The 26378-nt window shown below is 54.6% G+C and carries 30 protein-coding genes; 20 read left to right on the top strand and 10 right to left on the bottom strand.

Annotated features, from left to right (window positions below):
• Positions 1-186 precede the first annotated feature (186 nt).
• Positions 187-648: a pilin gene (locus tag BGP77_RS00540; RefSeq protein WP_108162782.1), complete on the top strand. Its 462-nt coding sequence runs from the start codon at positions 187-189 to the stop codon at positions 646-648.
• A gap of 48 nt (positions 649-696) precedes the next feature.
• Here BGP77_RS00540 and nadC read toward each other — a convergent pair whose 3' ends face one another.
• Positions 697-1575 (bottom strand): carboxylating nicotinate-nucleotide diphosphorylase, encoded by an 879-nt coding sequence (gene nadC / locus BGP77_RS00535; RefSeq protein ID WP_108162781.1) that lies wholly within the window; start codon positions 1573-1575, stop codon positions 697-699.
• Positions 1576-1691: 116 nt separating this feature from the next.
• On the opposite strand from nadC, the gene ampE reads away from it, so the two are divergent.
• Positions 1692-2504, top strand: a complete 813-nt coding sequence (ampE, locus tag BGP77_RS00530; protein ID WP_108162780.1) for a regulatory signaling modulator protein AmpE — start codon at positions 1692-1694, stop codon at positions 2502-2504.
• A gap of 185 nt (positions 2505-2689) precedes the next feature.
• The gene (gene trxB, locus BGP77_RS00525) at positions 2690-3646 is read left to right on the top strand and encodes a thioredoxin-disulfide reductase (RefSeq protein ID WP_108162779.1); all 957 of its coding nucleotides are present in this window, start codon (positions 2690-2692) and stop codon (positions 3644-3646) included.
• Between the two features lie 62 nt (positions 3647-3708).
• Here trxB and minE read toward each other — a convergent pair whose 3' ends face one another.
• From minE to BGP77_RS00505, 4 genes are all read right to left on the bottom strand, one after another.
• Positions 3709-3960, bottom strand: coding sequence for a cell division topological specificity factor MinE (gene minE / locus BGP77_RS00520; protein ID WP_108162778.1), 252 nt, complete (start codon positions 3958-3960; stop codon positions 3709-3711).
• A 1-nt stretch (position 3961) separates the two neighbouring features.
• On the bottom strand, positions 3962-4771 hold the full coding sequence (gene minD / locus BGP77_RS00515) for a septum site-determining protein MinD (protein ID WP_108162894.1): 810 nt from the start codon (positions 4769-4771) through the stop codon (positions 3962-3964).
• Positions 4772-4878: 107 nt separating this feature from the next.
• Positions 4879-5547: a septum site-determining protein MinC gene (minC, locus tag BGP77_RS00510; RefSeq protein WP_108162777.1), complete on the bottom strand. Its 669-nt coding sequence runs from the start codon at positions 5545-5547 to the stop codon at positions 4879-4881.
• Positions 5544-7037 carry a helix-turn-helix domain-containing protein gene (locus BGP77_RS00505; RefSeq protein WP_108162776.1) on the bottom strand — a complete coding sequence of 498 codons (1494 nt, stop codon included), beginning with the start codon at positions 7035-7037 and terminating at the stop codon, positions 5544-5546. Before BGP77_RS00505 ends, minC begins: the two co-directional genes overlap by 4 nt.
• A gap of 179 nt (positions 7038-7216) precedes the next feature.
• Between BGP77_RS00505 and BGP77_RS00500 the strand changes: the two genes are divergently transcribed.
• Both BGP77_RS00500 and BGP77_RS00495 read left to right on the top strand, forming a co-directional pair.
• Positions 7217-7453, top strand: a complete 237-nt coding sequence (locus BGP77_RS00500; protein ID WP_108162775.1) for a hypothetical protein — start codon at positions 7217-7219, stop codon at positions 7451-7453.
• A 53-nt stretch (positions 7454-7506) separates the two neighbouring features.
• The gene (locus tag BGP77_RS00495) at positions 7507-8103 is read left to right on the top strand and encodes an LON peptidase substrate-binding domain-containing protein (RefSeq protein ID WP_108162774.1); all 597 of its coding nucleotides are present in this window, start codon (positions 7507-7509) and stop codon (positions 8101-8103) included.
• On the opposite strand, the gene BGP77_RS00490 is transcribed toward BGP77_RS00495, so the two are convergent.
• The gene (locus BGP77_RS00490) at positions 8100-9452 is read right to left on the bottom strand and encodes a bifunctional DedA family/phosphatase PAP2 family protein (protein WP_108162773.1); all 1353 of its coding nucleotides are present in this window, start codon (positions 9450-9452) and stop codon (positions 8100-8102) included. The two genes, BGP77_RS00495 and BGP77_RS00490, sit on opposite strands and share 4 nt — an antisense overlap.
• Before the next feature lie 281 nt (positions 9453-9733).
• Here BGP77_RS00490 and BGP77_RS00485 point away from each other — a divergent pair, with 281 nt between their 5' ends.
• The 12 genes from BGP77_RS00485 (at position 9734) to lipA (ending at position 20703) form a co-directional block, all read left to right on the top strand.
• On the top strand, positions 9734-10987 hold the full coding sequence (locus tag BGP77_RS00485; protein WP_108162772.1) for a glutamate-5-semialdehyde dehydrogenase: 1254 nt from the start codon (positions 9734-9736) through the stop codon (positions 10985-10987).
• Positions 10980-11612: a nicotinate-nicotinamide nucleotide adenylyltransferase gene (locus BGP77_RS00480; protein ID WP_146171154.1), complete on the top strand. Its 633-nt coding sequence runs from the start codon at positions 10980-10982 to the stop codon at positions 11610-11612. The genes BGP77_RS00485 and BGP77_RS00480 overlap by 8 nt, the downstream gene beginning before the upstream one ends.
• Before the next feature lie 41 nt (positions 11613-11653).
• A complete protein-coding gene (rsfS, locus tag BGP77_RS00475; protein WP_108162770.1) occupies positions 11654-12031 on the top strand; it encodes a ribosome silencing factor in 378 nt (125 codons plus the stop codon).
• Positions 12028-12495 carry a 23S rRNA (pseudouridine(1915)-N(3))-methyltransferase RlmH gene (rlmH, locus tag BGP77_RS00470; protein WP_108162769.1) on the top strand — a complete coding sequence of 156 codons (468 nt, stop codon included), beginning with the start codon at positions 12028-12030 and terminating at the stop codon, positions 12493-12495. The genes rsfS and rlmH overlap by 4 nt, the downstream gene beginning before the upstream one ends.
• Positions 12496-12540: 45 nt before the next feature.
• A complete protein-coding gene (gene mrdA / locus BGP77_RS00465; RefSeq protein ID WP_108162768.1) occupies positions 12541-14388 on the top strand; it encodes a penicillin-binding protein 2 in 1848 nt (615 codons plus the stop codon).
• Positions 14385-15515, top strand: a complete 1131-nt coding sequence (gene rodA / locus BGP77_RS00460; RefSeq protein ID WP_108162767.1) for a rod shape-determining protein RodA — start codon at positions 14385-14387, stop codon at positions 15513-15515. The genes mrdA and rodA overlap by 4 nt, the downstream gene beginning before the upstream one ends.
• A 45-nt stretch (positions 15516-15560) precedes the next feature.
• Entirely contained in the window at positions 15561-16550 is a 990-nt protein-coding gene (gene mltB / locus BGP77_RS00455) for a lytic murein transglycosylase B (protein ID WP_108162766.1), read from the top strand.
• A complete protein-coding gene (locus BGP77_RS00450) occupies positions 16550-17338 on the top strand; it encodes a septal ring lytic transglycosylase RlpA family protein (protein ID WP_108162765.1) in 789 nt (262 codons plus the stop codon). Before mltB ends, BGP77_RS00450 begins: the two co-directional genes overlap by 1 nt.
• 185 nt (positions 17339-17523) lie before the next feature.
• Complete coding sequence (locus tag BGP77_RS00445; protein ID WP_233252260.1) at positions 17524-18711, top strand: D-alanyl-D-alanine carboxypeptidase family protein; 1188 nt, start codon at positions 17524-17526, stop codon at positions 18709-18711.
• The gene (locus BGP77_RS00440) at positions 18711-18983 is read left to right on the top strand and encodes a YbeD family protein (protein WP_146171153.1); all 273 of its coding nucleotides are present in this window, start codon (positions 18711-18713) and stop codon (positions 18981-18983) included. The genes BGP77_RS00445 and BGP77_RS00440 overlap by 1 nt, the downstream gene beginning before the upstream one ends.
• Positions 18983-19642: a lipoyl(octanoyl) transferase LipB gene (lipB, locus tag BGP77_RS00435; protein ID WP_108162762.1), complete on the top strand. Its 660-nt coding sequence runs from the start codon at positions 18983-18985 to the stop codon at positions 19640-19642. The genes BGP77_RS00440 and lipB overlap by 1 nt, the downstream gene beginning before the upstream one ends.
• Positions 19643-19713: 71 nt before the next feature.
• A complete protein-coding gene (gene lipA, locus BGP77_RS00430) occupies positions 19714-20703 on the top strand; it encodes a lipoyl synthase (RefSeq protein WP_108162761.1) in 990 nt (329 codons plus the stop codon).
• 13 nt (positions 20704-20716) lie between these two features.
• On the opposite strand, the gene BGP77_RS00425 is transcribed toward lipA, so the two are convergent.
• Positions 20717-21502, bottom strand: a complete 786-nt coding sequence (locus BGP77_RS00425; RefSeq protein WP_158269226.1) for a helix-turn-helix domain-containing protein — start codon at positions 21500-21502, stop codon at positions 20717-20719.
• 366 nt (positions 21503-21868) lie between these two features.
• Here BGP77_RS00425 and dinB point away from each other — a divergent pair, with 366 nt between their 5' ends.
• Entirely contained in the window at positions 21869-22984 is a 1116-nt protein-coding gene (gene dinB, locus BGP77_RS00420) for a DNA polymerase IV (protein ID WP_199224152.1), read from the top strand.
• On the opposite strand, the gene BGP77_RS00415 is transcribed toward dinB, so the two are convergent.
• The 3 genes from BGP77_RS00415 to dksA all read right to left on the bottom strand — a co-directional run bounded on the left by BGP77_RS00415 (position 22895) and on the right by dksA (position 24475).
• Positions 22895-23311 (bottom strand): TetR/AcrR family transcriptional regulator, encoded by a 417-nt coding sequence (locus tag BGP77_RS00415; RefSeq protein WP_108162759.1) that lies wholly within the window; start codon positions 23309-23311, stop codon positions 22895-22897. The two genes, dinB and BGP77_RS00415, sit on opposite strands and share 90 nt — an antisense overlap.
• Before the next feature lie 173 nt (positions 23312-23484).
• The gene (locus tag BGP77_RS00410; RefSeq protein ID WP_108162758.1) at positions 23485-23940 is read right to left on the bottom strand and encodes a hypothetical protein; all 456 of its coding nucleotides are present in this window, start codon (positions 23938-23940) and stop codon (positions 23485-23487) included.
• A 127-nt stretch (positions 23941-24067) separates the two neighbouring features.
• On the bottom strand, positions 24068-24475 hold the full coding sequence (gene dksA / locus BGP77_RS00405; protein ID WP_199224151.1) for an RNA polymerase-binding protein DksA: 408 nt from the start codon (positions 24473-24475) through the stop codon (positions 24068-24070).
• Positions 24476-24645: 170 nt separating this feature from the next.
• On the opposite strand from dksA, the gene purU reads away from it, so the two are divergent.
• Positions 24646-25500 carry a formyltetrahydrofolate deformylase gene (purU, locus tag BGP77_RS00400; protein WP_108162757.1) on the top strand — a complete coding sequence of 285 codons (855 nt, stop codon included), beginning with the start codon at positions 24646-24648 and terminating at the stop codon, positions 25498-25500.
• The gene (locus BGP77_RS00395) at positions 25500-26375 is read left to right on the top strand and encodes a porin (RefSeq protein WP_108162756.1); all 876 of its coding nucleotides are present in this window, start codon (positions 25500-25502) and stop codon (positions 26373-26375) included. The genes purU and BGP77_RS00395 overlap by 1 nt, the downstream gene beginning before the upstream one ends.
• Positions 26376-26378 lie beyond the last annotated feature (3 nt).

The following is a 26378-nucleotide window of genomic DNA, read 5'->3' as shown; positions in this document are numbered from 1 at the left end:
TATATCCGATGACGAGAGGGGAATTGAATTCGACAGGGCAACTTATTTTAAGGATGTGATCCAGTGCACTCTTTATTGGCGAGAGCGGCGTTTACCTCTTTAAGTAAGCCTTGGCATGATCAAGGACTTGAAACTGTCACGTCGCAATGGACGCAATGTGATGCCTAGCTGTTCAAGGAGAAACCAATGCATAAGCAACAGGGATTTACGTTAATCGAGTTGATGATCGTCGTTGCCATCGTCGGTATTTTGGCGGCGCTGGCGGTACCCACTTACCAAGATCACATTGCTAGAACACAAGTTAACCGAGTGTATGGTGAGCTGACGGCGCTGAAATCGAATGTCGAAGATCGGTTGATGCGCGGCGACACCGAATTTGAAACGCTGGATGAGATTGGCGGGCAGGTATCGTCGTTGGTCGGGGATGACAATTACGATATTGATTTTAATGCGCTGGGTGACGGATCCGGGTATTTGAGAGCGACCATGGGGGGTGATACCTCAGTAACAATCAATGGCACTGTTTTGTCGCTGGAGAGAGCGCACGACGGTTTTTGGGAGTGTGTGATTTACACTGCTGATGTACCTGGCTGGAAGGATGATTTCGCACCAGGTAGCTGTAACACTGAGAAAGAATTGCCAGTGTGAAGGAATAGAAAGCCGCTGTTGAAAATCATCGCGGCTTTTTTGAAAAGGTTATTTATCCGCGGGTTGCATGATTAGCCTCAAACTCAGATCCAGTGCCTGAACATGTTTGGTAATAGCACCAACAGAAATAAAATCGACCTGAGCACCCGCCGCTAAATCAGCGTTCAGTCGGTCCAGATCGAAGTTCCCTGAGCTTTCCAGTTTGACACGACCCGCCGCGCGTTCGACGGCTCGACGTGTTGCGTCGGTGTCGAAATTATCCAGCATGACAATGTCCGCACCGGCGTCTATGGCTTCATCCAATTGAGTCATCGTTTCCACCTCAACTTCTACGGCAACCTCAGCATGCAACGCCTTGGCGTACTCAATGGCCGGTCGAATACCGCCACAGGCCATGATGTGGTTTTCCTTAATTAAAAACCGATCATAAAGTCCCAGCCGATGATTCTCACAACCTCCCACTAAGGCGGCGTACTTTTGCGCCAGCCGTAAACCTGGCAGCGTTTTTCGGGTGTCGAGAATAGTGACCGGTGTCTCGGCAACACGGCTGGCGTAATGATGGGCGGCGGTGGCTGTGCCGCTCAAGGTCTGCAGAAAATTCAACGCGCAACGTTCGGCGGTTAAAATGCTGCGCGCACTGCCGCTTATGTCGACCAGAGTGTCGTTAGGCTGCACGTGGTTGCCGTCTTCGACATACCAGCTGAGCTGGATCTGATCATCAATCTGACGGAAGGTTTCGGTAAACCACTCCCGGCCACATAACACACCCGCTTCTCGAGTAATGACAGAGGCTTTAGCGGCCGTTTCCAGAGGAATCAATTGCGCGGTGATGTCACCGTTACCGAGGTCTTCTTCCAGTGCAAAACGAACGGTACGGTTCAGGTGGTCCTGAAGTGTGGCGGCGTATGAAGTATCGGCGATGAACATCGTATTTCCGCGGTTGTCGAGTGTGGCGGCATTATAGAGATGGCAGTGAGCGCTTCGCAATCGGCTGACGCCGGTGTTAATCTGACGCCCATGTTTGCAATCGGGAGCTTTGCAAGATGACCTTTGTGGCAGCGTTGCTGGCCTGGCTGGTGTCACTGAGTGTGACCGCCCGGCGCTTGCCTGGTATCGATTCCATGCACTCTACTCTGGCCATATTGGTACGCCGCCTAGGTGGTAGTACAGCGGCCTTATTATTGATTGTATTTTTACCAGCCGTTCTCGTCTGGCTTTTGTTGTGGTGGGCGCACCTGTGGTGGTTAACCCCTCTGCTGGGGTTTGTGGTGCTGGTGCTTGCGTTTGGCCCGGGCGATCAGGCTGATCAACTGCAGGCTTATCGAACCCTTCAGGACGAAGGTGACCATGAAGGCGCTTATCAGTTGGCGGTTTCAACGCTTGGAATGCCCGAGGGGCTTTATGAACGCGGGCCCAAGCAGATGGATCAGGGGTTGAAGCAGGGCATTGCTTATCAGCTCTTCCAACGCTTTTTTGTCAGTCTGTTCTGGTACGTCGCCTTTGGCGTGCCGGGCGTCATCATGTCTTCTTTGTTGACCTTGGTTCAGCCGATTTTCCGCGGTGAGCCAGGTGGTCCGCTGGCATTACAACTCAGTCATGCCGTGAATTGGATACCGGTGCGTTTGTTGACGCTGAGTCTTGCGCTGGTAGGTAACTTTGCCCAAGGCTTCGCCATTTGGGTGCGTCGGTTGAGAGAGTTCGAATACGCTGATCGCGCTTTGCTGGCCTCGGCTGTCCGGTCGTCGCTACCGGGAGAACCTCATGAGCAAAAACCCGAGGATTTGCTGTTACTGATCAAACGGGCTCAGGTGCTTTGGCTGGTGGTTCTGGCCGTCTTCATTATCTTTTCTTGGTAATTCACGAAGGTTTGTCAGTCTGCTCGATGCGCCACAGAAGGCTCATTGGGCAGAGTGCCCCCTTTTGATATTAGTCAAAAACAATCACGGTTATAGCAAGGCAAGGCTTGATTCAATCGATAAAGCCGCCATCCTATGCGCCAGTCGAATTTCTCCCACGCTTTTAAATGGACGGATACTCCGCTATGAGCACTCAACACCATGAACTGATCATTCTTGGTTCCGGCCCGGCCGGCTATACCGCTGCTGTCTACGCGGCTCGAGCTAACCTGAAGCCGGTGGTTATTACTGGCATGCAGATGGGCGGTCAGCTGACCACCACGACCGAAGTGGAGAATTGGCCGGGCGGTCATGCTGAGTTGCAAGGGCCGGAGTTGATGGAGAAGATGAAGGAGCACGCTGAGCGCTTCGATACAGAGATCATCTTTGACCATATCCACTCCACCAACTTGAGTGAAAAGCCGTTCCGTCTGGAAGGTGACCAGGGTGTCTACACCTGCGATGCGCTGATCATTACCACCGGTGCCAGCGCGCGCTACCTGGGTTTGGAAAGCGAAACCGCCTTCCAGGGTAAAGGTGTCTCTGCCTGCGCCACCTGTGATGGATTCTTCTACCGTGGCAAAGAGGTTGCGGTGGTTGGCGGTGGTAACACGGCGGTAGAAGAAGCGCTGTACTTGGCTAACATCGCCAGCAAAGTGCATCTGATCCACCGTCGTGATGCCGTTCGTTCCGAAAAAATCCTGGCTGACCGACTGATGGAAAAAGAGAAGGAAGGCAAGGTAGTGTTCCACTGGAACAACACCCTGGATGAAGTGCTGGGTGACGAGATGGGCGTTACCGGTGTTCGTCTGAAGAATACGCTCGATAGCTCAACGTCAGAGCTGACGCTGGATGGTGTCTTTATCGCCATCGGCCATACGCCAAATACTCAGATCTTCGACGGCCAGTTGGATATGGAAGGGGGTTACATTAAGGTCAATTCCGGCCTTTCCGGTAACGCTACCCAGACCAGCGTCCCCGGTGTTTTTGCGGCCGGTGATGTCATGGATCATATCTATCGCCAGGCCATTACCTCAGCCGGTACCGGCTGTATGGCGGCGCTGGATGCGGAGAAATACCTTGATAAGCTTAAGCACGCTTGAGTGGATTCGGGAATAAAAAACGCCGGCTGATGCCGGCGTTTTTTATGGGCGTAAGACGGCGCTTACTTCGGCAGATTGACGTTCACTTCCAGCACCGAGTGACTGCCATCGTCGTTTAGATCGACTTGGACCTGATCCGGATCGACCTGAACGTACTTCTCGATGACCGCCAGAATGTCACGCTGCATTGCAGGCAGGTAAGCCGGTGCATTGCGTTGACGGCGTTCGTGGCTGACGATCACCTTGAGGCGATCGCGGGCGACATCCGCCGACCGGGCCTCTTCCTTGTCGCGAAAGCGGTCGAAAAATGCCATCTCAGCCTCCGAAGACCCGTTTGAAGAAACTCTTGCGCTGAGCTTCCAGGAAACGGTGCGGTTTGTCCTCACCGAGAAAACGATCGACGGTATCCAAGTAGGCTTGGCCAGCGTCACTTTTTTCGTCCAGTACAACCGGCATGCCTTTATTGGAAGCATTCAAAACCGACTGGCTTTCCGGGACCACACCGAGCAGTGGCACCGCGAGGATTTCCTCAATGTCCGGAATGGTCAACATCTCACCACGAGCCACGCGTTCGGGATCGAAACGGGTGATCAGCAGGTGTTCTTTTACTGGATCAGCCCCCGTTTCTGCCCGCAGACTCTTGCTTTGCAAGATGCCCAAAATACGATCGGAATCGCGGACCGATGATACTTCCGGGTTGGTTACGACAATGGCCTCATCGGCGTAATAGAGCGCCATCTGCGCACCCTGTTCGATACCGGCTGGGGAGTCACAGATGATGTACTCAAACTGCTCGGCCAGTTGGTCGAGAATGGTTTTGACGCCATCGCGGGTGAGCGCATCTTTATCGCGCGTTTGTGACGCCGGCAGGATATACAGCTGATCGCAGCGTTTGTCTTTGATCAGTGCCTGGTTGAGGCTGGCATCACCCTGGATAACGTTAACGAAATCGAACACCACGCGGCGTTCGCAGTTCATGATGATGTCGAGGTTGCGCAGGCCGATGTCAAAATCGATGACCACAGTTTTGTGGCCTTTCAGAGCCAGCCCCATGCTGATGGCAGCACTGGTGGTGGTTTTGCCCACGCCTCCTTTGCCGGAGGTTATGACGACGATCTTGGCCAAGATGCGGGTTTCCTGTTTCCGTTGATTCCATAAATAAGGATGCATTCACAAACGGCGGGGAATGCATCCTTGCAGTGCTCAGAGACTACCAAGGAAAAGCCGAGGCTTCAGTAGCTATCGACCCTCAGTTCGTCGTCGAGACGGTAAATTCGTGCGGCACTGCCCGATTCCGGCAGATCATCTCGCACCCGATAGACACCAGCAATAGCCACCAGATCAGCATCCAGGTGCTGACACACAATTTCGGCGCTGGTCAAACCCTGAACGCCCGCCAGAGCGCGTCCACGCAAGGCACCAAAAATATGAATGTTGCCATCCGCAATGACTTCCGCGCCGGCACTGACCTGACTCATCACCAGCAAGTGGGCATCGCGCGCATAAATCTGCTGACCAGAACGCACCGGCTGAGTTATCACCTGAGTGGTTAAGGCCGGTGTCGCCGAGCGTGTTTTCGCCGGCTTGTCCTGTTCGTCCTGCCAGGCCAGGTTGTAGTGATCACACCAAGGCAACAGCGCCGCTTTGGGACCGGCGAGCGCAAACACCACCAAGCCTCGTTCTCGGGTTTCGGTCAGCAGCATCGACAGTGCGGTTTCGTCCAATTGCTCAACGACATTGCTCAGATCCAGCGCCACCGGCGCTCGCTGAAACAATGCCGGCGCCTGCGTTAAGGTGGCACTGAGCCGTGCGTTCAAATCCGCTTTATCCAGGCTTTCGATGCGCAGTCGCTGCACCGGCAGCATGCGAGCGCGAACGTGCAGTGGTTGGGCGGTGGTCATGCGTGTTGGTCCAGATAGTCTTGTAAGGCCACTTCACGTTGGCGTTGGTGTTGACGATCAAGCAGCAAAGTGGGCTCGGCAGCGCGGCTGTCACAGTCGGTGAGCGGACAGCGTTCACAGCTTTCATGAACATCCATTTCCGGTACATCGGCATCGCGCCAAAAGGCGGCGACATCGCGGAAACGATCGTCGATCAAAAAGCCTAAAGCCATGGCGGTGTTGCTGTTCTGTTCCAAGGACAACGGCCTGACCACCGCAAAATTAAAGAAGGTCTGGTCCTGATGAATAAAGCGACTGCGTTGCGCCGCCACCAGTAATTGAGGTGTTTCACCGCTGCGCTGACGGTCGCTGACTTCTTCAAGCAACTTCATCGCCACCCAGCGCCGGCAGTGGTGCTCATTGGGGCCAAAGCCGCGCGGTGAAAACACATTGGTGGTGTTGAGTTCTTTAGCAATGTTGTAGCGACGGCTATCCGCTGGATTGTGCAGGCGCATGTAGTGCATCTGGTGCAGACCAAACTGATGCGGCATCAATTGTGACATCCGGTACAGGAACATTTCCGGCGTGGCGTCGTAACGCTGCATCAAGGTGACCAGCGCGGCGCCATCAAAACGCGGTTGGGCCAGCCAGGTACGCAGGTCTTCAATCAACGGCGCTTCGGGAATCAATAAAGCACTGGCGAAGTAAGACGCTTTAAAGTTGTTGAAGACCTGTTCGAAAGATTCAACCTTGATCCATGACGAGGTCAGTGAGCGCTCGGCCATGGCCAGGTAGCGGAAGCCGAGCTCTTTGGCGAGCAGGAATTGGCGCTGCTGATTAGACAGACGTTCATTAACCACCAGTAAACGCGGCGAAACACAGATCGATCGAAGCCCAGTCAGTTCTGGGCGGGCTTCGAAATGGTCGTATTCAACGGCACAGCGATAATCGTCGTGCAGACGTTGAGTGAGCCAATCCAGATCCAGACGCTGATCTGCGCTCAGTTGGTGATCAGCCCGGAATTGCTGCGCCTGTTCTTCCAGGTCCGCAAAATAATTCAGATGCATTTTCTGATAGGAGCGCAGCGCCGCCAGCAGAAAGTGCTCGACCTGCATGTCGTAACCACGACCAATTTCCAGCAAAGTCCGCACAAAAGCCCCGGCTTTGGACGGTGAGTCGGTGACCAGATCGAACAGGTCGGACAGGCCGATGCCAAACTGCTGCAGCGGAAAGTCTTTGAATAAGGGAGAGTCGAGCAGGGCGGTGATGGGGTTCAGTTCTTCATCAAGCTGCATCGACACCAGATCGTCGTAGCTTTTGCCCAACCCTTCGGCCAACAGGATGATTTTTTCGGGTTTGGGGTATTTTTTGCCTTTCTCAATTTCGCTGAGATAGGAAATCGACAGCTCAGTCCGCTGCGCCAATTGTTTCAGCGATAAACCCGCCGCTTGGCGGTATTGTTTGACCTTGATGCCCAGAATGAAGCGCAGGCTCTCGCTATTGATCGTCATCTAAAAGTTCGCTGCTGGCGAAAGGTGGCGTGCATTTTAGAGTCCCGTTCGACGTAAGTGAACCATTGTGACACCGCGATGACGCTCTTTACGCCACAACATTTCGTAACATAAGCCTGTTCAGGCTGAACTAGTCTCATAGAAGCGTGTCACCGCCTGCGGGCAGCGGGAGGGTCGCTATGGGCTATTGGTGTTGTTTGGGGTTGCTGCGCTGGTGGCATTTCTGGCGGTTGCCGGAAACGCCTCATTCTCGGCGGGTGCAAAGTGCTCGTCATCAAATTAAGGTTGACTGGGTCCGACGCCTTTGGTTGCTCGGTTTGACGCTGGTCTGGCTGAACCCCTCACCGCCCTTTGCAGTGTTCGCCTTTCTGGTCCTCACCTTTCTGTCCTTCGTCGTCCTGGATGAAACCGCCTGACGCTCAACTGCGTATAGGTCGGCCAATAGCCATTTTCCGCATGAGAGGTTGTGATGCCTGAGTCCCGGGTTCGTGCCGATGAGCGCTGTGCGCTGTTTCCACTGGACGCGCTGTTATTACCCGATGCTACTTTGCCTTTGCAGATTTTCGAACCGCGATATCTGATGATGGTGTCGCGCTGTATGCGTGAAGACGACGGTTTTGTGGTGCTGCTCGGTGAGCCTGAGCCGGGACACAAGGTGATCGGTTGCTGGGGTAAAATCATCGATTTCGGTCAGCTCGACAACGGCCTGTTGGGCATAACCGTGGCGGGCTTGTGTCGGGTACAGGTGTCTGACGTTGATAAAGACGCCACTGGGCTTTGGTGGGGAAGCGTGCAGCCGTTAGAAGAAATCGCGGCTGACGAGCATGCCGTCGCCGACTGGCAGCAACATTATCAGCCGTTGCTGGAGGCGTTGCTCGACCATCCTTATCTGGCCAATCAAGTGGGGATTGATCTGCAGCGCCCGTTAAGTGCACTGCACCAATTGATGGGGTGGTTGCCATTGGAGCGGCGTATGAAACAACGGTTGCTGGATGAGAACGATCTGGTCGAGCGCTGTGTGCAACTCGACCGGATGTTATCAGACATGGCGGGCGTCGATGTCTAACCCAGTGCGTAGTTCTGGCTCGCCGATGGAAAAACCAACACCAGATAGGCTGTGAACGTCAGAACAATCAACCACCAAAAAGCCGCCGTGCCCGGCAAGTGGAATCGACGGGTACTGACTTGGGCATAGGCCAATCGTCCCAGTGCCGCGCAAAACAGTGCCAGAGCCAGACCGGCTAAGACATCAGATAACCAATGCACACCCAGCCAGACTCGCGAAAACGCCATAATCAACATCATGACGCCAGCCGGCAGATAAAACTGCCAGCGCTTTTCCATGGGGCGACTTTCATTGGCGATCGCCGACATCAGTGCTAGATAAAGCGCAAAACCAGAGGCGTGCCCGGATGGGAAAGAATCGCCTGGCGGTAAAATGGCCACCCAGTTCGGGCGCGGCACATCGAAAAACGCTTTGAGCTGAAAAATACCCCATTGCGCGAGCGTGATGGTGATCAGCAGTTGTGCCGGTAGCCAATAAAAACCTTGTAAGAAGAACCAGAGCGCAAACATCAAGCCGGTGATTGCCAGAATTTGCGGATCACCGAGCAAGGTAAAGCCAATAAAGAAATTGTCAGCGATCCCACTGCGCCAGGTCGGTACCTGGAGGTTGAGCAGACCATCCCAGACCAGGGGCCGTGCCAGCACCAGCCACAACAGTGCACTGCCTGCGGTCAGGGCGAGCATCACGGCAGGAAAGGGCAGGCGGGGCGACAGCTGGTTTAACCAGGGCCAACGCTGCAACACTCTGGGGTGCTGGGGGTGAAAGTGATGATACAGCACCATAAAGGCGAGGAGTCCAACTGTCGCGAGTAGAACCAGCACGATCAGACTGCGTTCTGCCAATGACCGGTGCTGCACCAGCTCGACCACTTCTCCGGTTATAAAGCCGGGCAGCATGTAGGCTGGTGCCCAGGCTAGAACCGAGCCTAACGACAGCAATACAAATTGCCGGGGTGGCATGTTCAGCGTGCCGGCAATCAACGGTACAACCGGCCGCAATGGGCCTACAAAGCGACCGATCAGTACGCTGAGCCAGCCCCAGCGACGAAAAAACCATTCGCCTTCACGCAGCCATTCGCGATGGCGCTGCACCCATCGAAAGTGGTCCATGCGATGCTGCAATCGGTGACCGATAAAAAAACTCGACAGGTCTCCGGCGCAGGCACCCATGCCGGCGGCAATCAGCACCAGCCAGAGTGATATATCGTTGCTTTGTGCCAGAGCGGACAGGCTGAATAACACCACAACGCCCGGGACGATGACGCCAATCAGCGCAAAGGATTCGATGAATGCGGTGACAGAAATGGCCGCCAGAATCAGCCAGGGACTTGCTTGCAACCAAACAGTCATGAGTGTCCTTATCAGTAAGCGGGCAATGGTTCCGGTGACTGACGCGTCTGTGGTCAGTGAAGGACCGGGTGCGGGCTACACAATGAATATCCTTGTAACTAGCGTCGCCCGGGTGGTGATTGGGCGGCTCTAGTCGCTATAATGACGGCATTGTTATCCTGGACTGTCAAGCACGCACGGCGATTGCGCCAGGAATATCATTAATCGACTTAATGATTGAAAACCTAAGTCCGAAAATCACAGTGTGAAAATCAGAATTTAGAAACCAGAGTAACGTCCTCATGAATGTCAGCCAATATATGCACGACCTGGGTCGTAATGCGCGAGCCGCTTCTGGTGCTCTGGCGCGCGCCAATACCGGTCGAAAAAATCAGGCGTTACTGGCCACCGCCGAAGCCATCGGTCAGCAGCGCCAGGCACTGCAGCGGGCCAACGCGGCAGACCTCGCCGCCGGTCGCGAGCGCGGTCTGGATGCCGCCATGCTTGATCGTCTGGAACTGACCGACGCGCGTTTGGACGCCATGATCGAAGGGTTGCATCAGGTCGCGGCGTTACCCGATCCGGTCGGTGGCATCACCGATCTCAACTATCGGCCCAGCGGCATTCAGGTTGGCAAGATGCGCGTGCCTTTGGGTGTTATCGGCATCATTTATGAGTCGCGTCCGAACGTCACCATTGAAGCGGCCAGCCTGTGCATCAAATCCGGCAACGCCGTTATCTTGCGCGGGGGCAGTGAAGCCATTCAGTCCAATCAAGCGCTGGCCGGTTGTATCCGTGCCGGCTTGGCGGCTGCCGGGCTGCCGGAAACACTGGTGCAGGTGGTGGAAACCACCGACCGGGCCGCTGTGGGTGAATTGATCACCATGCCCGACTACGTCGATGTCATCGTGCCACGCGGTGGTAAAAGCCTGATCGAACGTATCAGTCGTGATGCTCGGGTGCCTGTGATCAAGCATCTCGATGGCATCTGTCATGTCTATATTGATGATGAGGCCGATGCCGAAAAAGCACGGGCTATTGCTGTGAATGCGAAGACGCATCGTTATGGCGTCTGCAATGCCATGGAAACGTTGCTGATCGCAAAGTCGCGCGCGGCAGAGTTGTTGCCTGCGCTGGCGGATGCTTTTAGCCGCCATGGTGTGGAATTGCGCGGCTGTGAGCAGACGCGTGCGCTGATCGATTGCACCGCCGCCAGTGAAGACGACTGGTCTACGGAATACCTGGGACCGATTCTGGCGGTGCGTATTGTCGAAGACCTGGATCAAGCGATTGAACACATCAATACCTATTCCAGTCAGCATACCGACAGCATCGTGACTGAGAATTACACTCTGGGTCGTCGCTTTTTAACGGAAGTGGACTCTGCTTCGGTGATGATCAATGCCTCAACCCGTTTCGCCGATGGCTTTGAATACGGTCTGGGCGCAGAGATTGGTATTTCCACCGATAAGATTCACGCTCGCGGACCGGTTGGTCTGGAAGGGCTGACCTCACAAAAATACATCGTGCTTGGAGACGGCCAGATTCGTGAGTAATCGGCTCATGGCTGTCTTTGGCGGCACCTTCGATCCTTTTCATCGAACGCATGAATGGCTGTGCCAGGCGGTGCTGGCGAATACCGACGTCAGTCAGTTACGGCTGGTGCCTTGCCAATTGCCGGCCTTAAAGGCGGCTGCTCAGGCGTCGCCAGAAGACCGGTTGGGTATGCTGCATGCCTGGGCAAAAACGCAACAGGCGGGCGACCGCTTGGTGATCGATCGGCGCGAGCTGGACCGACCGGGTCCCAGCTACAGTCGCGATACGCTGGCGGCGTTGCAACAGGAGTTTCCCACTTGGCGCCGAGTCTTCGTCATGGGCGCGGATGCCTTTGCATCGCTGGCGCGCTGGGATGGCGTCGACGATCTGATCCGAAGTACGCATTTCTGGGTGTTTCCGCGCGGCAACGAGCCCATCATTGTGCCTGAACTGCCGCTGCAGCAGGTGCAGCAACTCAGCGACCTCGATTTGGCAGGCGGCTGTTGGTTGGCTGGCCCGGCGACGGGCTCGGAACTCTCATCGACCAGCCTCCGTCGAGGCGAAATGGACTGGCAGGCAGAATTGCCTGAACCGGTTTATCACTACATCAAGACGGCGGGTTTGTACCGTCCGTCCTTTCATTGAATCGTCAATCCTCCTTGCGAGATTGCAAACTGGAAAACCGCATGACCGAAACCAAAACCGCCAACGCTCAACCAGAAGGCCTGATTGAAGCTGTGGTCGAAGCGCTCGAAGACATCAAAGCACAGGACGTTCAGGTGATTGATGTCGCCGAAAAAACCAGCCTGATGGACACTCTGATCGTCGCCTCTGGTACCTCACGTCGTCATCTTTCGGCGGTGGTCAATTCCGTGGCTGAAGATTTGAAAAAGAAAGGCTTCATTGCTCGAGCCCAGGAAGGCAGTGGTGCCGGTTCAGACTGGGTACTGCTCGATTTCACCGACCTGGTGTTGCACGTTATGCTGCCAGAAACACGCGCTTATTATGATCTGGAGCGGCTGTGGTCCGGTGCTGGTCCGCAAAGTTCTGAATCGCCTGAATGAAATTACGCGTGTTGGCCGTTGGGCAGAAAATGCCGGCCTGGGTGAAAGACGGCGTTGCTGAATACAGTAAGCGCCTGCCCCCGGAAATGCCGTTGGAATGGGTCGAGCTCGCGCTCGGTCAGCGTGGTAAGAACCGGCCGGTTGAGCAAGCCATGGCACAAGAAGGTGACGCCATGCTGGCGGCCATCCGTGCCGATGACTGGGTTGTGGCGCTGGCAGTGGATGGTAAATCCTGGTCAACGCCCGACCTGGCTCGGCAATTGGAAAACTGGTGGCAGGAAGGCCGCGATATCTGTCTGTTAATCGGTGGTCCGGATGGGCTTGATCCCCGTGCGCTGGCGCGCTCTGATCAACGTTGGTCCTTGTCGGCACTGACGTTACCGCACCCTTTAGTGAGGGTGTTGTTGAGCGAGCAGTTGTATCGAGCCTGGACCATCACCCGTAACCACCCGTACCATAAGTAAGCTTAACTTCAGCGAATGATTGGTAGTCATGAGTAATAGCCGCCCATGTTGAATACATCACTCGACAACCGGGAACAGGAACGTCGGTTGTTTTTAACCAGGATGTCGGCGGCAGCCATTGGCGTCTGTCTGATGATGCTGATTCTGATCACCCGTCTGTTTTATCTGCAGATTATTGAGAACGAGCAGCACGAAGCACGCTCGGAAAATAATCGTCTTGAGGTGCTGCCCATTGCGCCAACCCGGGGTCTGATTTACGACCGCAATGGCGATTTGCTGGCACGCAATCAGCCCAGTTATACGCTCAGTGTGGTGGTTGAACGCACACAGAATATCGATGCGCTGATGCAAGAAGTCAGTGAGTTAGTGGACATCACTGACGATCAGAAAGAGCGTTTTTATCAGCGTTTGTCATCCTATCGCCGTCCGTTTGAACCCATTCCGTTAAAACTGAATTTGAATGAGCGTGAGATTGCCATTCTGGCGGCCAATCGGGTTTTCCTTGAAGGGGTTCAGGTTCAGGCGGAATTGATTCGGCATTACCCCTATGGTGACGCCTTTGCCCATGTACTGGGTTATGTCGGTCGGATTAACGAAGAAGAACTGCGCTCGGTGGATCTGGGGCGCTATGCCGGTACCCGCTATATTGGTAAGCAAGGGGTGGAGCGGGAATACGAATCTTCCTTGCTGGGGTCGCCGGGTTTTCAGCGGGTAGAGACCAATGCACGTGGTCGTATTTTAAGTGTGATGGAGCGCCAGTCGCCGGAGCCGGGTTCCAACCTGCACTTGTATCTGGATCGTCGTTTACAGCAGAAAGCAGTGGAATTGCTGGGTGACCGACGCGGAGCCATCGTTGCGATCGAACCGGAAACCGGTGGCATTCTGGCCATGGTCAGCCAGCCAGGGTTTAACCCCAATCTCTATGTGTCTGGCTTCCCGCTGGACTTATACAACACCTTGCGCGCGTCGGAAGACAAACCCTTCCTGAATAGGGCCATTCGGGGGCAGTATCCGGCGGCGTCTACCATTAAACCTTTTATCGGGTTGGCGGGTGTCGATCAGAATTTTGTGACGTGGGATTACAGCATTGAAGATCGAGGCTGGTTCCAATTGCCAACCGACGATCGTATTTACCGCGACTGGATTCGCGGTGGTCACGGTGAGGTGGATATGACCACCGCCATCGCTCAGTCCTGTGACGTCTATTTTTACGAGCTGGCCTACAAAATGAAGCTCGAAACCATTCACGATACCTTGGATCAGTTTGGTTTTGGCCGGGTCACCACCGCTGATGTCTACAACCCTGAGCCCGGCATTAATCCGACCCGGGATTGGAAAAAAGACCGTCATGGTTTTGCCTGGTATGCCGGTGACACCATTAACCTCAGTATCGGTCAGGGTTACATGCTGACCACACCGATGCAGTTGGCCGTCGCCACCGCCGTCATGGCCAACAAGGGCCATTGGGTCACGCCTCGGCTGCTGCGCTACAGCAATGACAGTCAGTTGCTGGATGACATTCCAGAACCGCCGGAAGACGTCGTGCTCAACGATGAGAGCAACTGGGATCGCATGCACAATGCCATGCACGAAGTGGTGCAAAGTAACCGAGGCACGGCACGCGGTTCGGGTCTGGGAGCGAGTTATGACTGGGCCGGTAAGTCCGGCACCGCTCAGGTAATTGCCATTGAGCGGGACGAAGACGGGAATGCGGTTGAGGATGTGCCCGATCGTTTCCAGGATCACGCTTGGTTTAATGCCTTTGCGCCGATGGAAAACCCCAAAATCGCCGTGGCGGTTTTGGTTGAAAACGGTGGCGGTGGCAGTGGGGTCGCAGCGCCGATTGTCCGTCAGCTGTTTGATTTTTATCTGGGATTGGAGCCGAACACATGAGTTTGATGGATTCTGTTCGCCTCACGCCGGATCATCGGATGGATCGGCCACGCAGCCTTTGGTTGCGACTGCATATCGACCCCTATTTATTAGTGGGTTTGCTGTTGATCTGTGGCGGTGGTTTATGTGTGCTGTACAGCGCCACCGGTGGTAACTGGGATGTGGTGCTTCGACAGATGGTGCGCCTGGCCGTTGGCTTTGGTGTGCTCTTGGTGGTTGCTCAATTTGACCCGAATTTTTTCCAGCGTTGGAGCTTGGGCTTATTCCTCATTGGGGTGGGTCTGCTGGCCGCGGTACCGATGCTGGGGACGCATGCCATGGGCGCGCAGCGTTGGTTAACGATCCCGGGACTGTTTCGATTTCAGCCAGCGGAAATCATGAAGCTGGCGCTACCGATTATGCTGGCGTGGTATCTGTCGCGTTATGGCGTGCCCCCTAAGTACCGACATTTGTTTGTCTCTGTCATTTTGCTGGCTATACCGGTCGGGCTGATCGTCGAACAACCCGACCTGGGAACCGCTTTGTTGATTGCCGCCTCCGGCATCTTTGTGATTTTTCTGGCGGGGCTAAGCTGGAAGTTGATACTGGCGCTGTTTTCTCTGGCAGTGGCTATGCTGCCGGTGCTGTGGATTTACGGCATGCGGGAATATCAACGCCAACGGGTATTGACCTTGTTTAATCCGGAGTCGGATCCGTTGGGGGCGGGCTGGAACACCATTCAGTCCATTACTGCCATTGGCTCAGGTGGCTTGCAGGGCAAGGGTTACATGCTCGGTACCCAATCGCAGCTGGACTTTTTGCCGGAAAGTCATACTGATTTTATTGTCGCTGTACTCGGTGAAGAACTGGGTTTTCTGGGTCTATTGTTGTTGCTCGCAGCCTACGCCTGGGTTTTATTGCGCGGTATGTTGGTCGCGGTCCGTGGCCGCGATAACTTCTGTCGGTTATTGGCAGGTAGCCTGACGCTGACCTTCTTTATTTACGTATTTGTAAATATCGGCATGGTCTGCGGCATCCTACCGGTGGTCGGTGTACCCTTGCCGCTGGTGAGTTACGGCGGTACTTCCATCGTAACGCTCCTGGCCGGGTTCGGCGTACTGATGTCGATCAGTACCCATCCACGTTAGGCTGAACGCTCCGCCGACGGCGGGGCCCGACCAGAAGGACGACCAATGTTCAGAACGACCTGCCGCTTAATGCTGATCGGTTCGATCGGCGTATCTGTAGCACAAGCCAATAGCCTGATTGACCACCCTTTAAGCCGTGAAGTGATAGACCGACTGGTGTCTGAACACCAGTTCGATCGTGCGGAAATGGAGAGCCTTTTTTCCGAAGGCGAATACCTGGAACGCAATGTCGAGTCGTTGGCCAACCCGGCCGAACGCACTCAGGCCTACCATCAATATCGCCCCATGTTCATCACCGATGCCATGATCGAAAACGGTCGGCAGTTTATGGTTGAACAGGCCACCTGGCTGGCAAAAGCAGAAGCTCAAACCGGTGTGCCACCGTCAGTGATTGCGGCCATTATTGGGGTAGAGACGCGTTATGGTGGATTTTTGGGTCAACACCGAACCTTTGATGCGCTGGGCACTCTGGCGGTCACTGAAGGGCGACGCGCCAACTATTTTCAGCGTGAATTGATTAACTTTATGGGCATCAGTCGAGATCAGGGGTTTGCCCCCAGGTCCGTCAATGGTTCATACGCGGGCGCCATGGGTTATCCGCAATTTATGCCTTCCAGTTATCTGGCCTATGCCGTCGATCTGGATGAAGACGGCGATATCGACATCTGGAACGATCCGGTCGACGCCATTGGCTCCGTTGCTAATTACCTGGGCGAACACGGTTGGCGCCGAGGTCAGTTGATTGCCACTCGAGCGCGGGTCAGTGGTAACTATCAAAGCGTTAAAATGAACAGCTTTGATCGTGACCAGCATCTGGTCGATGTCCGCCGTCAGGGTTGGGAACCGTTGGAAGCATTGAGTGATGATGCGCATGTCCATCCGATTCGCCTGGACGGCGATGACGGCGCAGAATTCTGGTTGGGTTATCGCAATTTTTGGAATATTTCGCGTTACAATCGATCCATCGTGTACACCATGGCGGTGTACCAGTTATCCGAAGAGCTGCGCTTGGCTGTAGCAGAGGAGGCTCAATAATGGCGTCGACGCGCCTGCTGATCGTGGTTTGCCTATTGGTACTGACTGGCTGTTCAACACAGTACAGTTCTGGTGTGCCACAACAGAGTAATGCGGGCCGTTATTCCATCAGTCAGGACAGAGGGCCGGATCAGACGCAGGCATTGAGCGCAGACGACATTGTTATTCCGACCCCTCGGATCGAACCCTTAAGTCCGCGTGGCAATGCCAGTCCTTATGTCGTCAATGGTCAGCAATACCATGTGCTGGCCAGCGCCGACCAGTATGTCGAAGAAGGGTTGGCGTCCTGGTATGGCGCTAAGTTTCACGGCCATACCACATCCAATGGCGAAGTCTTTGATATGTACCAGATCAGTGCGGCGCATCGTTCATTGCCACTGCCAACCTGGGTTCGTGTGACCAACCTTGAAAACAATAAGAGCATCATTGCGCGGGTCAATGATCGCGGACCGTTTCACCCTGGTCGTGTTATCGACCTATCCTATGCCGGGGCGGTGAAACTCGATTACGTCCATAAAGGCACCGCACGCGTTCGTGTTGAGGCGTTACACGAGGCGGCCATGGAACAACCGTCGTATTTCGTGCAATTAGGGGCATTCAGTGAGCGCCCATCTGCTGAGGCATTACGCAATCGATTGTCGGGTCAGGTCAGCGACAGCGTCAGGATTGACCACAGTGATTTGTTCCGCGTTCGCATTGGGCCGGTTCAGTACGATCGTGCGTTGGAGCTGCAACAGCAACTGACCAGTCCTGAGTTGGGGCGGCCTTTGTTGGTGGTGGCTAACTGACTTAATGGTTGTGGCCGACTGACCGGTCCCTTTCACTTTGCTTACACTTTCACTTAGCTTACAACCGCCGAGGTGATTTTACTGGTCGCCTTGGTACAATGCCGGCCTGCGGCCGGTGTCGCCCTCTTTGGGTGGGCCTCTTTACCCCAATAAAACCAGCCATCTTGGATATAAGGACAGTGTTCGTGTTGAAACGCCGTTTCAAACCCCGTGTCGTCATCGTTGCATCTGTTTGCCTCGCTTTTCTCACCAGCATCGCCAGCCCACTTCAGGCGGAACCCATTATTCCGGCACCGCCGCAATTGGCGGCGTCTTCCTATATTCTGATGGACGCGGCGACTGGTCAGGTGATTGTTGATGAGAACTCCGAACAACGCCTGCCGCCAGCGAGCCTGACCAAATTGATGACCAGCTACATTGCGGAACGAGAAATTATTGAAGGCCGCATGAACCTGGACGATGAAACGTTGGTCAGCGTTAACGCTTGGCAGACGGGTGGTTCACGGATGTTTATCCAGGAAGGTCGCTATGTCTCCATGGAAGACCTGCTGCGCGGCATCATCATCCAGTCGGGGAACGATGCGTCAGTGGCCATGGCAGAGCACATTGCTGGCAGCGAAACCAACTTTGCACAGATGATGAATTCCTATGCTCAGCGCTTGGGCATGTCGCAGACGCACTACGAGAACGCGACCGGCTTGCCGTCGTCAGAGCATTATTCTTCAGCACGGGACATTGCCATTCTGTCGCGCGCCATTATTTATAACAACGCTGAGTACTACCCGCTCTACGCCGAACGTAATTTCACCTACAACGGCATTACTCAGTCCAACCGGAATTCACTGTTGGGCCGCAATCCCAGTGTGGATGGACTGAAGACCGGGCATACCGAAGAGGCGGGTTACTGCTTGGCCGCCTCGGCAGCGCAAGAAGGAATGCGTCTGATCAGTGTGGTCATGGGCACCAATTCTGACGAAGCACGCAGCCAGGAAACCCAAAAGCTGTTGGCGTATGGTTTCCGTTATTATCAGACGGCTCAATTGCACCAGGCCAATACCTCACTTTATGAAGCGCGTGTCTGGGCCGGTGAGGCTGATCAGGTGAATCTGGGCCTGGAAAGCGATATGCGGTTAACCATCGCGCGTGGTGCAGAAAGCGATCTGACCACGGTGCTGAACATCAACCCGGTTATCAAAGCCCCCATTCAGAGCGGTCAGGTACTGGGTGAACTGGTGGTTCGACAAAACGGCGAAGAAGTGGCACGCCGTCCGTTGCTGGCGCTTGAGCCGGTTGAGTCAGCGGGTTTCTTTGCACGAATTTGGGACTATATTCTATTGTTCTTCTTTAACCTCTTCAGCGGTGATGGTGAATAGTGTCGCAGCCCGAAGCTCCTAAAATTGAATTCCCCTGTGACGACTACATGATCAAAGTGGTCGGTGATGCCGAGGTCGCGTTGCGCGATTTCGTGCATCAGGTACTGGTGCGCTACGACGCCAGCCTGACGCCCGACTCCTTTACGTCCAAACCCAGTCGCAATGGTCGTTTCGAGAGTCTGACAGTCTTTATGCGAGTCGAACAAGAAGGGCACTTAAGCGAGTTGTTCGACATTCTGAAAGCCGATGATCGCGTCAAGATGGTGATCTGATGACGGCAGATGTACTGATTCGCGATCTGGGCCGGGCCGACTACGAACCGTGCTGGCACGCCATGCAATCGTTCACGGAACAACGCGATCAGGGCAGTCAGGATGAAATCTGGCTGGTTGAACACGACCGGGTGTTTACTCAGGGTCAGGCTGGCAAGGCTGAGCACCTGCTGATGCCGGGCGATATTCCTGTGGTCCAGGTTGATCGCGGTGGTCAAGTGACTTACCACGGCCCGGGCCAGCTGGTTGCCTATGTCATGCTGGATTTGAAACGCTTAGGCAGTGATGTCCGCCGCTTGGTGTCCGCTTTGGAAGATTCAGTGGTCGAGGTATTGGCGGAGTATGGCATCACCGCGGCAGCTCGACCGGATGCGCCTGGCGTCTATGTCGGCGAACGCAAGATCTGTTCACTGGGACTGCGCATTAAACGCGGTTTCAGTTACCACGGTTTGGCACTGAACCTGGATATGGATCTGGAACCCTTTGGCCGCATCAATCCATGCGGCTATCAAGGCATGCAAATGACCCAAATGGCGGATTTCAACGTATCTGTTGATCGCGCGTCTGTGCAGCGACGCTGGGTTGAATTGTTCTGTCAGCGCCTCGATTTGCTACCTCACTGGCACAGTGCCGAACGATCTCAACGCCAGGCAGGATGAAGCCGGTCGCTTAGCCGCCGCAGCGTTGTTATTATTAGCCTTCGCAGTTTCACAGTTATGAGCCCGCCAATATGAGCGAAAACCGCATTCCCGTTGTTCAAGTCGAAAGTGGTCGCAAGTTTGTGAACCATAACGGCGTAACGGCCATCAAGAACGGCATCAAGACCCACAAAGAGGCGCGACGCAACACCGAGCGTAAGCCTGAGTGGCTGCGCGTCCGTTTGTCGACCGGACCGGAATACGAGGCGGTTAAGGGCATTGTTAAGGAGCATCGCTTAAGCACCGTCTGTGAAGAAGCCATGTGCCCGAATATTGGTGAGTGCTGGAGCGCCGGTACGGCAACCATCATGCTGATGGGCGATGTCTGCACCCGGGCCTGTAAATTCTGCGCAGTGGATACGGGTAACTCCCATGGTTGGCTGGATCCGGAAGAACCGGAAAACACCGCTCAATCCGTGGCGCTGATGGGCCTGAACTACATTGTTCTGACGTCGGTTAACCGCGATGACATTGAAGATGGCGGTGCCGCGCATTATGCGGCTACGGTGAAGCGAGTGAAGGAAGTGAACCCGGAGACCGCAGTGGAAGCGCTGACACCGGATTTTCAGGGCAAGCTGTCCGATGTAGAAGTAGTGGTGGATTCCGGCATCGAAGTCTTCGCTCAAAACGTTGAAACGGTCCGTCGACTGACCCATCCAGTACGCGACCCGCGCGCCAGTTATGAGCAGACTCTGGCGGTATTGGAACACGCCAAACGTTATAAGCCGGCCGTCTTGACCAAAACCAGTCTGATGCTGGGGCTGGGTGAAACCGACGATGAAATCATTGAAGCCTTGGATGACTTGAAAGCCATTGGTGTGGATATCGTAACCTTCGGTCAATACCTGCAACCTTCACTGAACCATTTGCCGGTTGAGCGTTATGTCACCCCGGAAGAATTCCAGAAATATCGTCAATGGGGCTTGGAACGTGGCTTCCTGGAAGTAGTTTCCGGTGCCTTTGTGCGCTCCAGCTATCGCGCTGAGCAAGTGCTGGAAAAGAATAACGTCGGTTTGGGTTGACCGTTCCTTGCGGTCAACACAGCTCACCCAGTACACGAGACATTTCGTTGACCCGGGCCAGGCTGGCGTCATCCAGGCGCTCCAACCAGGGAAATAAGGACGCAAAGTTCGCGTTTTGAATTTGCCGGTACAGGTAGATGGGTGTTTCTATCGACAACTCCAGTGGGCTTCTGCCGATCGCCATCCAAAACCGCATAATCATGTTAACGCTGTACTGCGGGCACAACTCCGGCGTTTCGTATTTCCGATAGGCCGCTGTCGATATCCCCATTAATTGAGCCACCGTTTCTCGAGACATCCCCTGAGCGCTGCGATACTCACGCAACCTTTCTGCGATGGATCGATAGTAGGGGTCGCGTAGCAATTGATGGCTGAGGCTGTCACGCAAGAGATCCAGGCTGGCCAACGGATTTTCGGGGGAATCGTATTCGCGCAGCAGACCTTTTATCACTGAATGCAAGGCTTCCAAGGCCCACTCCGGGGCGCGATTTGTAAAATAGAGCACCGGTATCCAGGTCGGTTTGAAGGGTAGCTTCAACCACTGTTGGTAGGGCGTACCGTAAAACAGCCAATGGGTTGGTAGACCGGTTTCCAGTGACCACAGCATGGCTGAATGCAATCGAGGCAAGTCCTGGCCCGCTTCGTATTTGCGATATTGGCTGAGTGATACTTGTATGCGCTCGCTTAGGTCGCGCTGCCCCAATCCCAGAGAAGTGCGGACCATGCGCAGATTTTGACCAATTTGAAGCGACAGATTGTCTTCCAGTGCAGTGTAGTCAGGTGGATCTCCTTCAGGCATCCGAAAGACTTCGGTCGGTGGTGCTTGGTTTATAAACATGGCGTTTTGGGACATTATTTTGGCTACCTTTGTGACTGTACCACCACCGTGGGCCATTGCAGAATAGATCTGCGCGCTGAAGGGAGTCTGGCGCCGTCACAGGGAAGTGATATCTACCTGTTCCAGGGATTAGGCCGGGAAGGCCACTACAGTCACCGTCAGGTCTCTCCACTTGACCCTCCAGTATTATCTTCGTCCCCTTTCTCGTCCGTAGTTGATACGGGCGAGGCTTTATGTCGGTTCTCGTCTATTCCTTCACCTGGAATGCTGTTTATATATACAGTATATTGTGCGGGCGGATAAAGCAGCAGTGGGGCGGTGTTGGCGTTGCGGAAAATTATCCATATCGATTGCGATTGTTATTACGCGGCTTTAGAGGTGCGAGACTTCCCGGAATTGCGTGGTTTTCCCGTGGCCGTTGGCGGCCAAGGTCCCCGAGGGGTGTTGTCGACCTGCAATTATGAGGCTCGCGCTTTTGGGGTTCGTTCGGCGATGCCAACTGCTCGCGCCCGCGCTATGTGCCCCGGTCTGATTATCCAACCTTCCCGTTTCGACGTTTATCGTTCGGTTTCCCGTCAGATGCGCGCGATCTTTGCGCGTTATACCGACCAGATTGAACCTTTGTCGCTTGATGAAGCCTACCTGGATGTTTCCGACAGTACAGCCTTTGCCGGCAGTGCGACTCGTTTGGCGGAGCATTTACGCCATGAAATAAAGCAGGAGCTGGGAATCACGGTCTCAGCCGGAGTCGCGCCCAATAAATATCTGGCGAAAATCGCGTCTGATTGGCACAAGCCGGATGGCCTGTGCGTGATCACACCGGACAAAGTGGCGGAGTTTGTGCAGGCCTTACCTGTGGAACGGCTATTTGGCGTGGGGCAAAAGACGGCCGAACGGATGCATCAGTTGGGTTTTCGAACCTGTGGCGACTTGCAGCAAGCCTCACTGATGACGCTGATTGATGGTTTTGGTCGTTTTGGCCCACGGCTTTATCAGTTGGCGCGCGGTGAAGATGAGCGACCCGTGCGGACCGAGCGCTTTGCCAAATCGCTCAGTGTTGAGCACACCTATCCGACAGATTTGTCCGATGAGACGACCTGCCTGCAGCAATTGCCAACCTTATTCGAGGAACTGCAAAGACGACTGGCCAAGCGGACTCAGACCGGAGCGATTGAACGGGTGTTTGTGAAGATGCGATTTCGCTCGTTTCAGCAAACCACGGTAGAACGCGCCTTGCCGGTTACTGAGGCTTCGTTTACAACGCTGATGACTGAAGCCTGGTCTCGTCGTGGAGAACCGGTGCGCCTGCTCGGCTTAGGTGTTCGCTTTGCCGAGCAGGCATCGAATCAGCAATTAGCGTTGTTCGAAGGTTTGACCGGTGGTGGTGTAAATGCGGTCCATCAATCGCCCGTTGAGTTCGACGAGGCGGTCACCGAGCAATGAGCGAAGTTGCTGGTAGGCCGGTGTCTGCGACACATAAGGGTAGTACTCAGCCTGGGTGATGAAGAGTTTGAAATCATCCGGGCGTTGTAACCAGAAATCACTGTAAGCAGTATCATAACTGGCTGGGTTGCTCAGTTGTCGCAACAGGTCCGGCGCGATGGCTTCCCACAGACCGGCGACAATTTCCTGCTTATTGCGGAAATAGTAATAAATGGAAGGCGCCGCGCAGCCGGTCTCCGCTGCAATTTTACGCAGCGATAGTTTGGTGATGCCTTGTTGGGATAAGACATTGCGTGCCGATTCGAGGATGTTTTCTTTCTTTATCATGGCGCCAATACGTCCGAGTAAACAGCGTTTTAAAATCTAGCAGTGGATTTCACTGGTCGCTAAATTTCGCTTCGTGTTGTTTTGTAAAGCGCCGCGCAAACAGCGCCATACTCGGTGCAGGCGGATTGGCTGGACGGGCCGAATGGAGGGCTTGTTGAGCTTTAAACGCTGGCTTACTGCATGTGTTGGGCAGCGCTGAGGGTGCTGACCAACCGCCCCAGTTTTTGCCATTGTTGACGTTCGGAGCGGGTTTCACTGTGTTCGACCTTGTGCAGAATTTGTTCGTTCAGAACCTCAGGTTGTTGTGTTTGCTCTTGTGCTGGTGTGGCGAGACTCATTAGGCGACCCGCTTCGGGTACGGAAATGAGATCGTAACGCAGCAGGCGCTCCGACAGTCGGCTAAGATTGGCCGCTTCATTGCCGCTTGCAACGGACAGATTTGGGCTGTTGCTGGCAATCCACTCCATGATGACGATGCCCTCGCTCAACGATACATCGTCATCTGCCAGTTCGTCGCCGGACGCATTCTCGGCTGCTTTGCCCGCTTCAGCCGCTTTATTGGGCGTATCCAGATGACTGAGTTGCTGGTGTGTCTGGTAGCGTTCCAGGCCTTGCAAGCTGAGGCTCATTCCGATCTCCATTGCGATGCATCGTGTTGCTGAATCGCTCTATCGCAAGATGTGTGCCGAGCCGGAAGTGTATGAATTACAGGCATAAAAAAAGCGCCCTGGAGGCGCTTTTTTTTATGGGATCGGATCAGGCGTCGCGGAAGTTGCGTTCCTGACGTTCCTGGCGCTGTTTTTCTTCAGCGCAGAGCGTTGCGGTCGGACGCAGCAGCAAACGGCGCACGCCAATGGGTTCACCGGTCACTTCGCAATAACCGAAGTCGCCAGAATCGATGCGCTTGATGGCATCATCGATTTTGGGCAGCAATTTGGTTTGACGATCCAGGAAGCGCAAATTCATACGGCGCTCTTCCTCGATGCTGGCTTTGTCCAGCTCGTCGGGTTCGTTTTCGAACTTGGTCAGCGTTTCCCGAGCTTCTTTCAGCGCGGCACGGACTTCATCTGCCTGTTCTTGTAACAGATTTCGGAAGAACGCCAGCTGCGCTTCGTTCATGTACTCCTCATCGGGAGCTGCCAACAACTGTTCTTCAGTCAGCATATTCGATTCCTGTGCTGTCGCTTGGTGACCCTGCGCAAGGGCGTTCCAAGGGGCTGGGCCGCTGTTCAAAAATTGGCCGCAGTCGTCAAAAGAGGGCACATCATATATCATCACCCAGGCGGTTAAAATAGCTTTTTTCCTGTAGATTCAAGCCCTTGGAGTAGCAGTTAATGGAAGGTGTGTATCGGCTGGTGATGTCCTGTCCGGACCGGGTTGGCATTGTTGCCCGGGTCAGTAATTTTCTGGCGCAATACAATGGCAGCATCATGGAAGCCAACCATCATGCCGACCTGGAACAAGGCTGGTTTTTCATGCGCAATGAGATCAAAGCCAGCTCTTTGCCCTTCGGCGCGGATACGCTGGCAGAAGTTTTTGCGCCGATTGCCGACGGTCTGAATATGCAATGGCGCATCACCGATTCGGCCATCAAGCCGCAGGTGGTGTTGATGGCCAGTCGCGACAGCCATTGTTTGGCGGACATTCTCAACCGCTGGCACAGTGGTGATCTGGATTGCGATATTCCTTGTGTGATTTCCAATCACGATGATTTGCGCAGCCTGGTGGAATGGCACGGTATCAACTTCCACCATGTGCCGGTCGATCCAGCCGACAAAACCCCGCATTTTGCGGAAGTCGAACGGCTGATCGAACAGTATCAGGCCGATACTGTGGTGCTGGCGCGCTACATGCAGATTTTGCCACCGGCATTGTGCGGCAAGCTGCCCTATCGAATTATTAATATTCACCACAGCTTCTTACCCTCCTTTATCGGTGCCCGGCCTTATCATCAGGCCCATGAGCGAGGCGTTAAGCTGATCGGTGCAACCTGTCACTATGTCACAGAAGAGCTGGACGCCGGCCCGATCATCGATCAGGACGTGGTCCGAGTGACACACCGTGATCGCATCGACGACATGGTGCGACTGGGCAAGGATTGTGAACGAACGGTGTTGGCGCGTGGTTTGCGCTGGCATCTGGAGGGCCGGGTATTGGTCCATGGTAATAAAACAGTGGTGTTTAATTGATGATGCGCAGTGGTGTTTATTTAGCGGTCGCCGCCGCCGTTGTTCCGGCGTTGGCCCAGGCAACAGACAGTCGCTTCACCGGGCAATTTCAGGTTCAGGGTGATTATCAGGAAACCGCCGAGCGCGATGGTAAGTGGTCATTGTCGACCGCTCAGTCCTGGCTGGGTCTTGAAGCCGTCGAGGAAATTAACGGGACTCGTTACCTCGGTGTGGCTGAGGCGAATGTGGATCCGCTGGCTGACACCGCCGAGGCTCGACAATTTTACTTGAGTATTGAGCAAGTGCTCTATCAGGTCCGCGCTGGTCGGGCCGCAACGCTCGAGCATCGCTACCTGGCTGAACCGGTGAATCTGATGCAAGGCGCGGGCGATAACAGCTCTGCGGTTGGTCAGCACCTGGAAAACTATGCGGACCGGCTGATTCAGCTAGACCTTAACAGTCGCGAAGCCGGTTTTTTTTCCGCCGAATGGCAATTGAAGGAAGCCGAAGCGGAAGACACCCTGTCCGCCTGGACGGTGGTGACCGGTTTGTATACGGCCGAAGGCCAGGCCAGTCTGAGTTATCATCAGGATGAGGTGGACGATGCCGGTCGCTTTGGCGTTGCCATGCGTTGGGCGGATGGTCCTTGGGCGTTGTCAGCCAGCTATTTGTTCCGCGAGGACCCGTTGGCCTGGGACATTGGTCTGGACTATCAAGTCAGCCAGATTGTATCCCGTGTTGCCTACGGTCGTGATGAGACACCCGGTGGTGAAGATTATTGGACGCTCGGTTTTGAGCAACTGTACAGCGTCAATGTGAGCAACTTTTTTGAAGTCCGCTGGGAGCCTGAGCAGGAAAGCTTGCTCGGCCAGCTCGGATTCCAGTTGCGATTGTAGCCG

The sequence above is a fragment of the Saccharospirillum sp. MSK14-1 genome, from assembly GCF_003054965.1.
Classification (GTDB): Bacteria; Pseudomonadota; Gammaproteobacteria; order Pseudomonadales; family Natronospirillaceae; genus Saccharospirillum.
Note: the sequence above shows the minus strand (reverse complement) of the source record. Positions and strands in the feature narration are given on the sequence as shown.